The following is a 15094-nucleotide window of genomic DNA, read 5'->3' as shown; positions in this document are numbered from 1 at the left end:
ACAGTGTATAGGGTAGTGCTTGTGAAGGAAAATCGCAAATAGAGGTCTAACAGCGTCTATATTGTAATGGCAGAATTTGAAATGAAATAAAAAGTAAAAGCCTTAGAATAGGCTTTTACTTTTTATATGGATGCATCATATATAGAGTAACTTTTTCAAATCAAGAAATCGTTGGTGTAAATATTGAATGATAATTACGCGATCTATGCGTAAGACTCAACGGATTCTTGGTTTTTATTTTCATATTTAATATCTTGATTGTCTTGGAATATATCACAAAATATATCACTGATATTAACATCTAATATTTTTGTTACTCTTGCTAAGCAATCTATATCAATTCGATTAACACCACGTTCATAACGAAATAGCTGTTGTTCGCTGATATTACACTCTCTTGCTAACTGGAATACAGTATAACCTTGAGATTTTCTTAATGATTTTATTTTTTGTCCAACGGCATAAGCTACAGGAAATTTTCTATTCATAAATATTCTCTATTAAATTATATTGTTGAGATAACAATCAATGTGGGTTCTCAGATTCTATAAATGACATTTAATATAATCTGTGTTTTTTCATTTTTGGTTAAATATATAGTGACCATCAAGTGCCACTCACTGAATGATATACTATACTTATAATTGTTTTCAATTAGTCTCAAAATGACGTTTTAAATATCCACATACCTATTATTATTTTTCTTAAATATTTAATCTTAAAATTAAGTTATCATTTTCAATGATTTGAATTTGAATTTACGTAATGTTAGAACAAATGTAAATTTTAATGTATTGTTTTTGATCGGCATGATGTGTTGGAAATTTGCCATATTTCGATATTTGATGCCAAAAAAACAGGAAATAAAATATTAACAATATTGGGTTTTTATATTTAATTACCCTTAATTTGGTTTGTTTCTTTCATGCTATAAGTTTATTCCACTAATGAGTCAAACTAGGAGGATCATTATTTGATCGATTTTTTGTTGTTCTTTCAAATATGCCAAGTAATAGTGTTACGATGAAAGTCATAATATCCTTATTCATGAGTTGTATTTTTTTGTTTCTAGCGTGATAGTTATTTTAGCACTCAAAATGAAAAAGATAATTGAGTGCTTTTTATGATGATTGGCATTAAAAATGACCATCAGTCCTTTTAAGTCAAATTGTTACTAAGCAGTATGCTACTTTAGTAGTAAAGGATTTTTCATTACATTTTTTGATTTGAAAACCATTATATAGATGTGACTAAACTCATATTATGACTTATAGGTATATCTAAAAATCACTAATAATTTATGAGCACTATATCGGTATTACAATTTTCTAGGGTAAAAATGAAAAGAGTGTGTTTCTTCAAATCTTGTGGTGGTTGTTATGTATATATGGGTCTGCCCTTTTTAACAGCTTGCTCGCTGGTTTGTTATCTTTTATGCCTGTAAAAGCTGGTGTACCGTTCGTAACTAAATTGATTGTAGGTGTAAGAGGGCTATTAGCAGAAAAAATAGTAGGTTGTGTAACTTGTACTTGTAATATAGCATTTGGAGAAATATTACCTTTCGAATCAACCGCAACAGCGTTTATGGTATAGCGGTTTTGTACTTTTCCTCCGGATTTATAGGTCGGGAGAATAATGCTATACGCACCGTTTTTTTCATCAATAACTTGACCGCCAGCAGCAACGAGGTTATCGGCATGCCAATTGATGCGGTTAAAACCATATTGACTATTAATGGTATATTTCAGGGGGATTTTTTCCCCTGAAATACCTGTTATGGATGCGTTCATGTTGAGATAAATAGTGTCGTTTTTTTTGTAATCTAACAAGATATGGTTGTTGCGACTGACAAAGTCATAACGATTGCCCATTAACGAGCGGAATTCTCCGACTGCATCAGGATCTAAGTGTTGTTTGAACGATTTTCCAAATTGGTAGCTCAGCTTTAAACCAATACGCGAATCTTGCTTACTCGCCTTACCTTGACGATGTTCTCCATTCAATGTGATCAATGGAATTGGGGTATAATTAATGCCAGCTGTAATTGAATAAGGGTTATTTTGGCGATTTTTAATACCAAATAGAGCGGCTTCTTCTCCATAAAACTGTTCATATGTCAGTTTACCCCCAATATGTGGATAAATGGGTAGCCAGCCTTCAGCTCGAAGATCCCAACCATTAGCAGGGCGAGTGGAATAATCGGCTAAATCGCGGGAATTACGCCAGCCACTTAATCGGTGGTAGCTGTTAGCGGAAAGTTTTAAAAAGTCACGGCGGTACTCGACACCTAACCCTAAACGGGAGTGTTTACGAGAGATATCATAGTCAAAAAAACTATTTCCACCGATCATCTGGTTTTCACCATACCAACGAGTCCCTAATCCAAGGTTGGTTTCGATACGTCCTTCTTTACGGTGCAAGCTTGTTTGGGTGAACAATAAATTATTTTCTGTTTCGTAAAGTGGAAGCAGTAAGTCAATTTGTGAGTTTTTTAATGAGAACTTTTTATCTGCTTCGAGTTTAATCTGTGAACTTCCAAAATGATTAAACCAATCTTGTAGGTAGCTACTTGCTGTAGTTGTGACGAGTTCACGCGCAAAGGCTTTGGTCTTTTCATTTGTGGGTTTAGTTGTGAAAAATTGCCCTGTCTTTGAGACAAACTGTGCCAAAATAAGTTGGTTTTCAGTGGATGCTTCAGGTGCCACTATAGGTCGTAGGTTCTCCTGTTCACGTGGTGATAAAGGTGAAGTGGGAATATCAATTTCAGTGCCCGGTTTTATATTCTCAAAAGAATAAGCAAACGTTCTAAATTGATTGAGCTGTTGGAGTTGCTGTAGGTTTATATGGTATTTTTCAGCAATGCTTCTTGTTGTCTCACCAATTTGTAAGGTATAGGCTTGCGTTTCTTTAAAGAAAAAATATTTATTATTCTGCGATAATGGCTTCTGATGCTTATTTCTATCTTCAGTAAAGGCACTTGCTACCATTGGGATGAAGATCGACACGAGTGGGAAGCTAATTTGTATCGCTATGTTTATCCATGCAGTGAATTTTAAACGACGAGGAATTAAATTCCTTGACCTGTAATACATGAAATAACTCCAATAAATAAGATTGGCATAATAGAATTCAGAGGTGTTTGTTGAAAAGAATCACGATGACCCATTTAATTCGAATGTTAAATTGATGCATCGAATTAAATGGGGAGAAGGCACCGCTCTGATTTATTCAAGATGATTATATTTGCTATTTATTCCATTTTTTATTGAATAGTTTGGAAATAAAAAGAATTAATCGAATTCCTGCTAGGTGTTCTAATTTAATAAGGTTTTATAATGTTGGTTTAAAGGCTATTGACACGCAGTGATAATCTATCTGATGAATCTTTATTTAGTGGCGTAATCTGATTACTCATCATTAATAATTCACCATTTTTTTCAATACGTATACTTAAACCAAAGTAACGATTTTTGGCTGAGATTTTTTCAGGTAGGTTAATTGAAAAATTCACAGTGCGGCTTGGTTTACGTGTAGTCATCGTATAATCGTAATGACTTTTTTCTGAATAACTATTCCCATTTATCTCTGTAACAGAGAGTGTGACTAATGCTTCTCCTGGAATATCGTGAGATTGGCTATAGATGTCACCCTGAATATTAAATGTATTTTCTTTTTTGTTTATGGGGTTATTGCATGCAAATAGAAATAAGCAGCAGGTCAATATAAATAGAGAATGTAGAATATTTTTTGATATAACAATTTTTGGCATGATTAATCTTCTATGGTAAGGCTATCTTATTGAAACGAGCGATTAAATACTTTTTGGAAGAAACAACGAACATATGAGTACATGTTTTTTTGTTCATTAGACCTTGATAAAATTGGCATTTCTGATTTTTCGCCTGTGTATAAAACACCAATCCTTGGTAGTGTCATTATCAAGTTTTCATCTAATTCTACTTTTTTGAAGGATTGGCGTAACTGTCTAACAAGCTTGTAATAACTGCTTTCGGTCACAATGGTTCCGCGTTTTTCCCAAATCTCATGCATTACTTCGCGTTTACTATTGGTTTTTAATAGTAAAAGTTTTAAAAGGCAGGATTCATTTTCTGATAAATTTACTGTTCTTTTTCCACGAGATAATGTTCTTTTTAGTGGGTCATACACGACTTGACCGCATAAAAGCATCATTGGCTCTATTTTATTGTATTCCATGTTATTCATAATATTTCCCACAAATATAGTTCAATTCAGAATTAAATATAGACATCGTAACTGCCAGTAAAATAGTGTTCAATATAAAAAAACAGTAGGTATCGGATAGATGAAAAATTAAAGCATTTTTTTAAATCAAACAATGTGTTTTGGTGATGTAAATTTAAACTACTACCAGTGATTGTATATATCAATTTCAAATTTGTTTTTTTATATTTTTTGAAAAAGATAATATGAAAAAGCATAGATTATAAAAAACATAACCTAGGCTTATAGTTATTCGTCGGAAGGGGGGGGATATGATATGAATAAGAATGAAGGAGAAATTAATCATTCAGTTTATATATGCTATAATTCATTTATATCCTCATCATCACCTTCAATATTAAAATTCGTCATATTTTTGTTTAATTGCTCTTTAAATGGGGCATTCATGAATGTTATTGCCATATAACGTTGAAGTGATTTAGTAAAATCTTTATATAAAGACGGGGAGGCTTCAGATGAAGATTTTAATGTCTGTGCGACGTTTGCAATGAATGATTCTTTGTCTTTACGGTTTAAATTAATCATGGTTTTAAACACAAGAAGAAATTGTGATTTTTGACTATCTTGATTAGTAAATTCTTGAATAAATAGGTTTAATTTTTCTTCTGCATTCTCTGAAATGTGAGGTATGTTTTTTTCGTGGTAATTTTGTATGTCTTTCATGATGTGATTAGGTTTCCTGCGGGTATTCATTCTTGTATGTAGATCAGATGTACTTACTGGTGGAGTTTCATAAGTACGCGGTGTTGATAAAAGATTTAGTGAGTTTGGATTAATTTTCATTATGCTTCCTTGAGATTGATAGTTGCTGAATCAAGCGACTATAAGCTTCCTTGTGCTGCTGTTGTATTTGACAACGAGCCGAAATCGATAGGATTTGTGGTTGTATATTTTTGGCGGCAACATCGGGTGAAAAATGAGTGATTTTATTGCCAACTTCTAGAGAAATATGATTGTTTTGGCTGTTTAATGTCTTGATACCATTAATTTTTTTTCCTAATGTAGTCTGTAACTCTGTAGGTAAGTGCAATTGTGTCTTGGCAGTTTCAGGTTGTAACTGTATAAAGTATTCCGCAATGATTTCTTGCAAACGCAAATCTGCAAATAAGTGTGTTAGCACTTTCGTTAAGCGTTCTTCAGTTTTGCTGACGGTGTATTGATATTGCTTTTCACTTGCTTCTAATACGGCAATAAAATCCTGCAACAGTTGTTGCAACCCATCTTGGTAACCGTGTTGATATGCAGTGGTATAAAGGGTTTCCTCGGATTGTTGTGCATGTTGGATATGATCTTTTGCTTTGTGTTGAGCGTGTTTAACGACAGATTGCGCATATCGGTTAGAATTCAAAGCATGGTGTTTAATTAACACATCTTCAATGATGGTTTGCTGGATATTAGGCTGTGTGTTCTCTGACATAATGGCAAGTTTCTTCGATAATATTCCAAGGTAGCAAGGCACGGACGGAATGATTCATTACCTTCTGTGTGCTGCGACTAAACATGTATTTCGCGCGTGTGGCATAGCAATGGCTGAATGTGTTTAAACACGTTAAAAGTTGCTCTGCACCCAATGCAAGTAACTGTTGGGGGGTCTCAATCTGGCGTATTTGGCTCTGCCATAACGGATGAGTAAATTGTTTATGTAATTGATGATATTGAGTTAACTCGCCCCACCAAGGGAGTGGAGATGCATGTTGAATAACACCTAAGCCCCATGCGATGGTGGGTATTCGTGACCAATTATCTGCCAAGATCTTCGGCAAAATAGGCGTATTTTCATTCGGTAACCCCAACTGATATTGCTCAATAAGCTGAGAATTCTGCTGTTTTTGTAACAGTGGGGGTAATTGATGATAGTGCGTACCGATAAACTCAGAGTGAAAATACTCTCCTGGTGCTAAGAAAATATTTTTTTGCTCAACGAGTAGTTTACTCAACAGGGGCATGGCTTGATTTCTCCGTTTCTTCTTCGCGCTGTTTATTATTGCGTTGATACAGATACAAGCCGAGTGCGATTAACAAACCAATTAACGCTGTGACTAAAGCGGATGCAATGACAGGGTTAAATGCAGGTGTTGGACCATTTTTGGTTTGGTAGAGTAAAGGAGGACGGCTAACTATCACGACAGAAACATTGTCATAGGTTGTGTCGACAAAACTATTATTTAGAAATAGTTTTATCTTATTAATCATGACCTTAGGGTCTTCATTTCCAGAATAGGTGACTAAGCTCGAGACTTTTTGTGCTTGTTTCACCGGACCATTGCCAGAAATAGGATAACTTACATGTACGCGGGCATTCACGACATTAGGGATAGTCAGCAATGATTGTTCAAGACGCTGCTCAATGAGTGAAAGGAGTCGTGTACGCTCTGCTTGTGGTGATGCGACCAGAGAGTCTCCAGGAAAGGCATCAATGATTTCCACTGGCTCTTTCGATGGCAAGTTATATTGGCGCAGTAAGTCAACGGCAATGACAAAATCATTGGGCGCTACTCGTATTGAGTCTCCATTTTTGGAATCTTGTTTACGGTTAGCACCAACACCATGTTCTTGTAAAATTGCGAGAACTTCATTACTTTGGCGTTGGCTGAGATTGCTCAGTAATAATTGATTATCACAACCAAGCAATAAACCAATAAAGCCAATCAATAAAAATTTTTTTAATATGTTCATGGTTTATTGTGCTTTTATGACAGTATCAATACTTGATGTTACTTTATGTGTAATCGTACTGATCATGTTTAAGGCTAACGTGTATTGACCCACTTGGTCCTGTAAATTTAGGACTTGTACGGCATTACTCGGATCAATATTCTTCGATTTTTCGATAATATTTTGTTTTTCTGTGCTTGCATTGGCTGCATAATCAGAAAATAGTTTTTTAACGGTTTCTTCTAAAGATGAGACTGAAACAGGAGAAACAGTATCAACCACGGTTGCAATAGGACTTATTGATGAAATAGGTAGCATAGATATTTCCTATAAATAATAAAGAGCATCAAGATATATGATGCTCAAATTAAAATTAAACGTTACGTATAATGGCTTGTGCCGCATCTTTAATGGACTTCATTACGTTACTTTGTAATTGACGTGCCATATTATAGTTGCCGCTTAAAGCTGTGATTTTACCCAGAACGAACGGGTTATCGACTTCCAGATTGGGGTTGTCAATCATAGACTTTAATTCATCAGCGATAGTCTTAGTTCTTTCGCTAATACCAGCGGAGCTGCGATACATCATGCCCCATTTGTTATCTGTTGCTGTGGTAGATGCTTGTTCTAATGCAGATGCATCCCAATTGCCCTCTGCATTACTAATACCTGGAGTTGCCATATTTATTGCCTTACTAATTAGGTTGGTTTGAGTTAAACAACCAATGATTATTCCCTAGTAGAGTAATACCATTGGTATGGGTGATAAACGATTTTCCAGCAAGTTCATTATTGGCAAGGGAGACGGAAAATTGAATTTGCTTAGTTCCCCACTTTTGACTAAATGAATTTGTGAAGCTAATTAAAGAGAGAGTTTGTTTATCATTTAAACTATCTCTTATAACAAAGATAACTTTGTTATCTTTGGTTATTTTTTGCCACTTAACGTTACTTTCAGCTAAACCTAGTTCTGATTTTTTAATAAGTTCGTTAAAGGGTGTTTCTACTATTTTACTTTGCTTATAACAATGAAAATATGTTGAAAGTAGTTGATTAATATTTTTTTCATTGCTATTCGGTAATGGACTTTTAATCACTCTAATAATTGGCTGGCAAGGATTTTCAATATCAACCTTTAGTAAGTTAGGAACAGTGTCTATCAGTTTTTCTTCAATCTCTTCTTCAAGTTTTTTTATCTTTAAGATCGTATAATTTTCTGGATGATTTTTTTTAATAATATTTGTTGGCTCCAGTCTGCATCTCGTTGTGTTCTAACTAAAATAAGTGTTTTCCCATTTTTTCCTTGCGTGTATATAATTGGATGTTGACTACCTTTCAATATATTATCAATACTTTGAATACGTTTTTCAGCATCATTTTTTGGATTAATTTGGAATGCAAAGGTTATTGATAAAATAATGGTTAAAAATAACAAAATAAGTATTAACCATTTTTTATTAAAAGTAACCTTATATCTTTTAATATAATCCGAATGGTTCTCTGGGTGTATCACTGGGATTTCATTGGGATCACGGACTGCATGATGCGTCTTCCATTCATCATTTAGTTTCTTGATGATAAATGGAAATCTATCAATCAATAATATGTCTTGAAATGTTATTGGAAACACCTGTGTACTATTTTCTTGGGTAAGATGAATTGTAAGTCCATTGTTTGATTCTTGATCAGAAAGAATAGAAAATTCACACTTTTCCTTTTCACTTGGAATATAATACGTAGTAAACCCATTTTCATCTATTTCTGTTTTATAACTAATGTTTCTATCAGTGATAATGATGTTTTTATCAATATTAATCATTAGTTCTTGACCGCTCATTGGTCCACTAATAATTTTAATTATACATGTGTGGAGTTTTGGTTCTATCATAAAGACAATCTCAATTAATAAAAATGGTGAGTTATTCACCACTCAATGACAGTAGTTAAATATAAATAGATGAAATAGTCAGCTGAATTTATCTTATTCATTCACACTTTATATATTGGTAAGGTGTTCCGATCTATTCCGGACTATTCATTTGTTTTTTTTGTTTTGATCATTGACTCTAGATTCAGTAAAAGCCAAATGAATAGGACTGATTTATAATGTCGAATGAAGATATTGCTAAATTATTAGAGGGTGGGAATAGTTGCTTTTCTTTACAAGACACATTGGTCTTGTCAATACCAAAGAAAAATACAGCGACGCTTTTTTATAAATCTCTGTATACAAAATTAAATATTAAGGTAGATAAACCCGTTATATTTATCTGCAAATATGATGAGCTAATAACAGAAGATGAAAGTCAATGGGATATTTATACCCTGGGATTATCAGAACTGGTTGAAACTCTCGCTATTATTGATACTGCAATGGGACAATCCTTTCTTGCAAAAAAAGCGCAAAAAAATAATGACAATAGTCATTTAGGTGAATTTATTTTATTTGATGATGAAATATCATCACCGAATTTAATAAAGAATGTTGTTATCGATATGATTATTAAAAAGCAACCATTATTTGAAGAGTGGTGTGATGTATTAAGGCGTTATGAAGCATATGGAATGATGCGTTTTTTAATTTCAGCCGCTCAGCAAGATAAAAATGCCAATATAAATCAGTTATGCGATCGCTATGGTATTTCCGCTTCTTATTTCAGGCAACTGTATCGAGAAAACTTTAATAAAACAGCTAAGCGCAAAATTATGGGCGTGCGTATGGGTGCGGCTATTTTGCAATTAATTGAAAGTGAACATTCCATTCTAGATGTAGGGCTAGAAGCTGGTTATTGCTCTGCCTCTCATTTTACTAATGATTTAAAAAAAGAGTTGGGTCTTACCCCATCAGAAATAAGGCACCTTGGAGCAATGTTATATGAACAGTAAAAAATTTACAGCGGTTGCTATTTCGCTGTTTTTACTGAGTGTAAATATCAATACAGCGCAATCAGAGATGTTGATTGCTGAACCTGTTACACAGGAAAGAAGTCTCGATACATTTGTCGCTAATAATATTGCGGTAGGAAAAGTCTTTGAGGCTGTTGCTGAGCGTATTAATAAACCCATTATTTTAAGTAAATTAGCCTCTCAAAAGAAAGTGACGGGAAATTTTAATCTGGGTAATGCGGATGAAATGTTTAAAGCGTTAACGCGCCGTATCGCGTTGGTGTGGTATGACGATGGTGCGGGTATTTATGTCTACGACAACAGTGAAATGCGTAGCTTAATTATTCCAACTCAGAAAGTCAGTAGCCAACAGGTACTGAGTTATATTCAACGAAATGGCATTTATGACGCTCGCTTCCCTGTCCGTTCTCAAGGTGGCGATACGATGTTATTTGTTTCGGGTCCCCCGCTCTATGTGGAGTTGATTAAAGGCGCCGCATTATATCTTGGAGAACAGAGCCAAAGTGAAGAAAAACGCAGTGGTAATGTCGCCGTTATTCCGTTGAAACACGCTTCTGTGACTGATCGTACTTATTCTTTAAGAGGACAATCCGTCACTGTTCCCGGCATGCTAACGGTGATTAGTGATTTGTTTAAAAATGGGGGCGGTAGCGTTGAAGAAGCGCTGAATGTTGAACCTATCAAGCTCAATACATCGGGTGATGACATTGATGCATTGATGGATACACCGATTGGCGGTGGTAGTCCTGTCGAAAATCGTCAACTCATCGTGAAGCGTGGTAATGCATCGAACAGTGCATTTTCGTTAGTTGCCCATCCTGATAGCAATAGCTTGATTGTAAAAGGTAGCCAAAGCCAAATTCGTTATGTGCGAGATTTAGTTAAAAATTTAGATAATCGTCGCCGCCAAGTGGAACTCTCTTTGTGGATCATTGATATCACTCGCTCAGAGTTGGATAACTTAGGTGTGAATTGGGAGGTCGGTTCCTTTAAAGCGGGCGGTGGGTCTATTTCGTTCAACCGCAGTACATTACCGGATAGCAGTAAATTTTTAGTTCAAATTGATGCGCTTAGCAAAAATGGTAATAGCCAAATTGTTTCGCGCCCAGTTCTATTAACTCAAGAAAATGTGCCTGCATTATTTGATAACAACACCAGTTTCTACGCCAAATTACAAGGTGAACGTATTGCGACGCTTGAGCAGGTCACTTACGGCACGATGATCAGCGTTATGCCTCGCATCTCTGGTGGGCAAAGCGTTGAGATGGAAGTCAATATTGAAGATGGTGCTGAAAGCCGAGATAGCAGCGGAAAAACGTCAAACGTCGAAGGGTTGCCCTCTGTTAACCGAACCAGCATCAATACTGTTGCACGTATTGCGAAAGATAGCAGTTTGTTAATCGGTGGCTATACACGCGACCAATATATTGATAACGAAAGTAAAATCCCACTTCTTGGGGATATTCCTTGGGTTGGCGGGCTGTTTCGTCATTCCTCAACAAACCAACAAAAAATGGTGCGCTTATTTCTTATCCAGCCGCGTTTATTGGATGAAAACGAGGTTTGGGATGGACGACAATTCTCGGATAAAACGCTCATTACTCAAAAAAATAGCCAGCTTCACGGCACGGTAGAGTTCTTACAGCAATATATGAGGGATTCATGGCAATAACGCCACTGAATTATGGCAATCGCATGCTGCTCAATACGCAAGACAAGAGCCGAGCAGCAGCAAAAAGTCGTGATGATTCCGATGAAGTTGCCCGTGGTGCGGGTGTTATTGATAGCTCAAGCGAATATGCCTCCATGGCGATGCTTGCAGCGAGCCACGTTCGTCGCAGTGGTTCAAAGCAAGGACAGGATGAAGAGTGGATGCAGTTTGCAGAGCGCATCCTAGAAAATAATGCGGATGAAAAAGTGTTGCACATTGAGGGGATTTTAAATCGCCAGATGATGACTCCGCAGCAATTACGTGCATTTCTATTGCAGTATTTCACGGATCCCAGTGATTTATTAATGGTATTAGCTGCACTGATTAACCGAAAGAAACTTAAGCAAGAACAGATAGAGGCTTTACAAGAGTTAGAGCGATTGCTCCTTACGGAGGATACTCAGCGAGCTGCGCAAGCTGGTGTCAATATCGCCTTAATTGCAAAAGCATTTGCGCAAACTTTACGTGAAAACGCGGGAAATCTAAGAGCACTCTACCGTGAGTTTATTGGTTACGACGGTCCTGTTGTTTATCTATATGAACAGTGGGTTGAAGAGATGGAAATGACCCAGCGTGAAAACATGATGCGTTATTTAGCGCGTGCTCTCGCGTGTGATTTACAAGCACTCCCTTTAGGGGATCTTAATATCAGTGAGTTTGGGAGTTTCTTTACTCGAATTGGTCGATTGCGTGAATTGCAATCTTTAGACCGAGTATTTAGTCAGCAATTTTTCCAATCAGGTCTATTTCGCCAGAGTGTCGAATTACAGCAGAGCCATTTAGAAAAAGTGCTAAGCCAATTGTTTACTTGCGGTATTCGTAGCCAAGAGAGTTTTAACGAAAAACTGATTAGTTTTATTGATGAGCAATTAAAAATCATGACGACGGATTTACGTGCTCGCTTTGTTCAGCTGTTAATTATTGCATTTTCAATCATACCTGTAGCGGTCTTTCACTCATTGGAAGCGCGGGATGAATTACTCGATCAATTAAAAAAACAGATGGCTCAACTGTTAGTGCAAGAACAGCGTTTGCGCAGACAGCCATGATTTAATAGGAAATAAACGATTTCATGAAAAACTTCACCGGATTTTTATTACAGATCCGTAATCGCCCTGAATTGATGGTATTAGTCATCATGGTAATGGTTATTGCGATGCTGATTATTCCATTACCCACCGTATTGGTCGATTTCTTGATTGCATTGAATATTATGATTTCTGTGCTGATCTTTATGAGCTCGTTTTATATTACTCGAGTGCTTAACTTCCAATCATTTCCTTCTATTTTACTTATTAGCACGTTATTTAGATTGGCACTGTCGATTAGTACCAGCCGCCTTATTTTATTAGAAGCAGATGCTGGCGATATTATCGATACTTTCGGCGAATTTGTTATTCAAGATAATTTGGTTGTTGGGATGGTGGTTTTTGCCATTGTGACCATTGTGCAATTTATTGTTATCACAAAGGGTTCAGAGCGTATTGCGGAAGTGGCAGCTCGATTTTCATTGGATGCCATGCCCGGAAAGCAAATGAGCATTGATGCAGATTTACGCGCCGGTGTGATTGATGAAGCCACCGTGAAAATTAAGCGTGGTGAGCTGGAAAAAGAAAGTCAATTATTTGGTTCTTTTGATGGTGCGATGAAGTTTATTAAAGGAGATGCGATTGCGGGTATCGTGATCATTTTCGTCAATTTGATTGGCGGCATTTCAGTGGGTACAGCCCAGCAAGGCATGGATATTTCAACCGCATTAAACACATTTACTTTGTTAACGATCGGGGATGGGCTGGTCGCACAAATTCCTGCTCTGCTTATTTCTATCAGTGCGGGTTTTATCGTGACCCGAGTCGGTGGAAACGACAAAAATTTAGGTGAAAACATTGTCTCCGAACTTTTTGACAATGATTTTACGATCTTAATCACGGCGCTGATTGTGCTATTTATGGGCTTTCTTCCCGGGTTCCCAACACCAATTTTCCTCTTCCTTGCCGCGCTGCTGATGGGGTTATTTGCGACACGTTATTTCAAAAAACGCAAAGCTCAACGAAAAGACCAGCAATCAGGGCAAGAAAATCTGCAAACAGAAGCAACGGAAGGGGAAACTCAACGCGCAAATGATGATTTTGATGATGAATATATTCCTGAAACCTTACCCGTCATTATTTCTGTTAATCAAGAGTATAAGCAGCATTTGGAAGAGAATAATTTCTTATCACGTATGAAAAAGGATGTATTTATTCGTTATGGATATCGCATTCCTGATATCGCGATTAACTATTCCCCCATCGTACCTGAAAACAAAATTGTTGTGCTGATTAATGAAGTGAAAGCGGGCGAATATGATGTCTATTTCCATGGTCATCGCTTACTGACGGCAAATGATGAACTGGAATATCTTGGGTTAGAGCTGACCAAATATACCGATGAGTATGGCTTTGTTAATACATGGTTCGATAACCAATATCTTGAAAATGTAGAGCAACTTGGCTTATTGGTACGAGATGACATTACCGAAATGATTGATTGTGTTAGTACGCTATTACTCCGACACATTAATGAGTTCTTTGGGATTCAAGAAACTAAAAATTTACTGGATGATCTTGAAAGAAAATACCCTGAATTACTGAAAGAATGCTATCGCCATGCCACGGTGCAGAAAGTGACGGAGGTTTTCCAGCGGTTATTGATGGAAAAAATCTCAGTGCGCAACATGAAATTGATCATCGAAACCTTAGTGCAATGGGTACCTAAAGAAAAAGACAGCATGATGTTGGTGGAGCACATTCGAAGTTCCATGGCGCGCTATATCTCTTCGCGTTTTTCAGTGGAAGGGCGTCTGAATGTATTAATGGTTAATGCTGAGCTGGAAGACACCATCCGCCAAGGTATTCGTCAATCATCAGGTGGAGTTTACCTGCATTTAGAACCTGAAAAAAGCAACGAGCTTATTCAAGCTGCTGAAGTGGCATTAGAAAACAGTTACTTATCTGCGAGGGATGTCAATGTATTGGTTCCCGTGGATATCCGCCGATTTGTGAAAAAAATCTTGGAAGGTCGTTTCCCTGAACTTGAGGTGCTTTCATTTAATGAAGTCTCTGAAATGGTCAGGGTAAACGTCATTAAAACTATATAAGGAACGCGAGAATGAAATACCGTTTTGTTGAACAATTAAATGCATTTCTGAATTCAATGGGGCGTGGTGATTTAGTGAATTCACAGTTAGATTGCCATTCGAATATTCAATTAGAAATGAGTGATGCTCCGGCAATTAATATTGATTTATCTACGGATGATTTAATTATTTGGTGCAGTTTAGATGAGTGTAACCATAGCCGCTTAGATTCATCCAGTGCGGCATTATTAAAAAATATGCTGGAGTATCCACCGCGTAATTTTTATGTGGGGCAGCCCGCATTAAGTTTAGCTGAGGATAACTTAGTGCTTTCGGCGGTATTAAAAACAACATCGCTAGATAACATGCAGTTATTTGCAGACTCGTTCGAAGAGTTTTTTGAACGTGCAAATGAATTACGGACTCAATTATCGTAA

General features: G+C 36.5%; 15 protein-coding genes and 1 pseudogene. 5 read left to right on the top strand and 11 right to left on the bottom strand.

Annotation, left to right across the window (positions count from 1 at the left end):
- Positions 1-203: 203 nt before the first annotated feature.
- From PR766_RS11240 to PR766_RS11190, 11 genes and pseudogenes are all read right to left on the bottom strand, one after another.
- On the bottom strand, positions 204-488 hold the full coding sequence (locus PR766_RS11240) for a helix-turn-helix domain-containing protein (RefSeq protein WP_006659732.1): 285 nt from the start codon (positions 486-488) through the stop codon (positions 204-206).
- Between the two features lie 870 nt (positions 489-1358).
- Positions 1359-3092, bottom strand: a complete 1734-nt coding sequence (locus PR766_RS11235) for an inverse autotransporter beta domain-containing protein (RefSeq protein ID WP_154635962.1) — start codon at positions 3090-3092, stop codon at positions 1359-1361.
- A 251-nt stretch (positions 3093-3343) separates the two neighbouring features.
- Complete coding sequence (locus PR766_RS11230) at positions 3344-3769, bottom strand: YbaY family lipoprotein (RefSeq protein WP_006663150.1); 426 nt, start codon at positions 3767-3769, stop codon at positions 3344-3346.
- 26 nt (positions 3770-3795) lie between these two features.
- On the bottom strand, positions 3796-4224 hold the full coding sequence (locus PR766_RS11225; RefSeq protein ID WP_006663149.1) for a winged helix-turn-helix domain-containing protein: 429 nt from the start codon (positions 4222-4224) through the stop codon (positions 3796-3798).
- 339 nt (positions 4225-4563) lie between these two features.
- Positions 4564-5046 (bottom strand): hypothetical protein, encoded by a 483-nt coding sequence (locus PR766_RS11220; RefSeq protein ID WP_036966389.1) that lies wholly within the window; start codon positions 5044-5046, stop codon positions 4564-4566.
- A complete protein-coding gene (locus tag PR766_RS11215) occupies positions 5036-5680 on the bottom strand; it encodes a hypothetical protein (RefSeq protein WP_006663147.1) in 645 nt (214 codons plus the stop codon). Before PR766_RS11215 ends, PR766_RS11220 begins: the two co-directional genes overlap by 11 nt.
- On the bottom strand, positions 5658-6209 hold the full coding sequence (locus tag PR766_RS11210) for a hypothetical protein (protein ID WP_006663146.1): 552 nt from the start codon (positions 6207-6209) through the stop codon (positions 5658-5660). The genes PR766_RS11215 and PR766_RS11210 overlap by 23 nt, the downstream gene beginning before the upstream one ends.
- Entirely contained in the window at positions 6193-6939 is a 747-nt protein-coding gene (sctJ, locus tag PR766_RS11205; protein ID WP_154635963.1) for a type III secretion system inner membrane ring lipoprotein SctJ, read from the bottom strand. The genes PR766_RS11210 and sctJ overlap by 17 nt, the downstream gene beginning before the upstream one ends.
- 3 nt (positions 6940-6942) lie before the next feature.
- On the bottom strand, positions 6943-7236 hold the full coding sequence (sctI, locus tag PR766_RS11200) for a type III secretion system inner rod subunit SctI (RefSeq protein ID WP_006663144.1): 294 nt from the start codon (positions 7234-7236) through the stop codon (positions 6943-6945).
- A gap of 55 nt (positions 7237-7291) precedes the next feature.
- On the bottom strand, positions 7292-7603 hold the full coding sequence (locus PR766_RS11195; protein ID WP_154635964.1) for an EscF/YscF/HrpA family type III secretion system needle major subunit: 312 nt from the start codon (positions 7601-7603) through the stop codon (positions 7292-7294).
- 13 nt (positions 7604-7616) lie between these two features.
- Positions 7617-8740, bottom strand: a pseudogene (locus PR766_RS11190) (PrgH/EprH family type III secretion apparatus protein).
- A gap of 287 nt (positions 8741-9027) precedes the next feature.
- Here PR766_RS11190 and PR766_RS11185 point away from each other — a divergent pair.
- The 5 genes from PR766_RS11185 to PR766_RS11165 are packed head-to-tail and all read left to right on the top strand — an operon-like array spanning position 9028 to position 15094.
- Positions 9028-9807, top strand: a complete 780-nt coding sequence (locus tag PR766_RS11185) for an AraC family transcriptional regulator (protein WP_006663141.1) — start codon at positions 9028-9030, stop codon at positions 9805-9807.
- Positions 9797-11500, top strand: a complete 1704-nt coding sequence (gene sctC, locus PR766_RS11180) for a type III secretion system outer membrane ring subunit SctC (protein WP_154635965.1) — start codon at positions 9797-9799, stop codon at positions 11498-11500. The genes PR766_RS11185 and sctC overlap by 11 nt, the downstream gene beginning before the upstream one ends.
- On the top strand, positions 11491-12588 hold the full coding sequence (gene sctW / locus PR766_RS11175; RefSeq protein ID WP_006659718.1) for a type III secretion system gatekeeper subunit SctW: 1098 nt from the start codon (positions 11491-11493) through the stop codon (positions 12586-12588). The genes sctC and sctW overlap by 10 nt, the downstream gene beginning before the upstream one ends.
- A 23-nt stretch (positions 12589-12611) precedes the next feature.
- Positions 12612-14678, top strand: a complete 2067-nt coding sequence (locus PR766_RS11170) for an EscV/YscV/HrcV family type III secretion system export apparatus protein (protein WP_006659717.1) — start codon at positions 12612-12614, stop codon at positions 14676-14678.
- Positions 14679-14689: 11 nt separating this feature from the next.
- Entirely contained in the window at positions 14690-15094 is a 405-nt protein-coding gene (locus PR766_RS11165; protein WP_006659716.1) for a type III secretion system protein, read from the top strand.

The organism is Providencia sp. PROV208, assembly GCF_028479465.1.
Taxonomy (GTDB): Bacteria; Pseudomonadota; Gammaproteobacteria; order Enterobacterales; family Enterobacteriaceae; genus Providencia; species Providencia alcalifaciens.
This window is presented reverse-complemented; position numbering and strand designations above follow the sequence as displayed.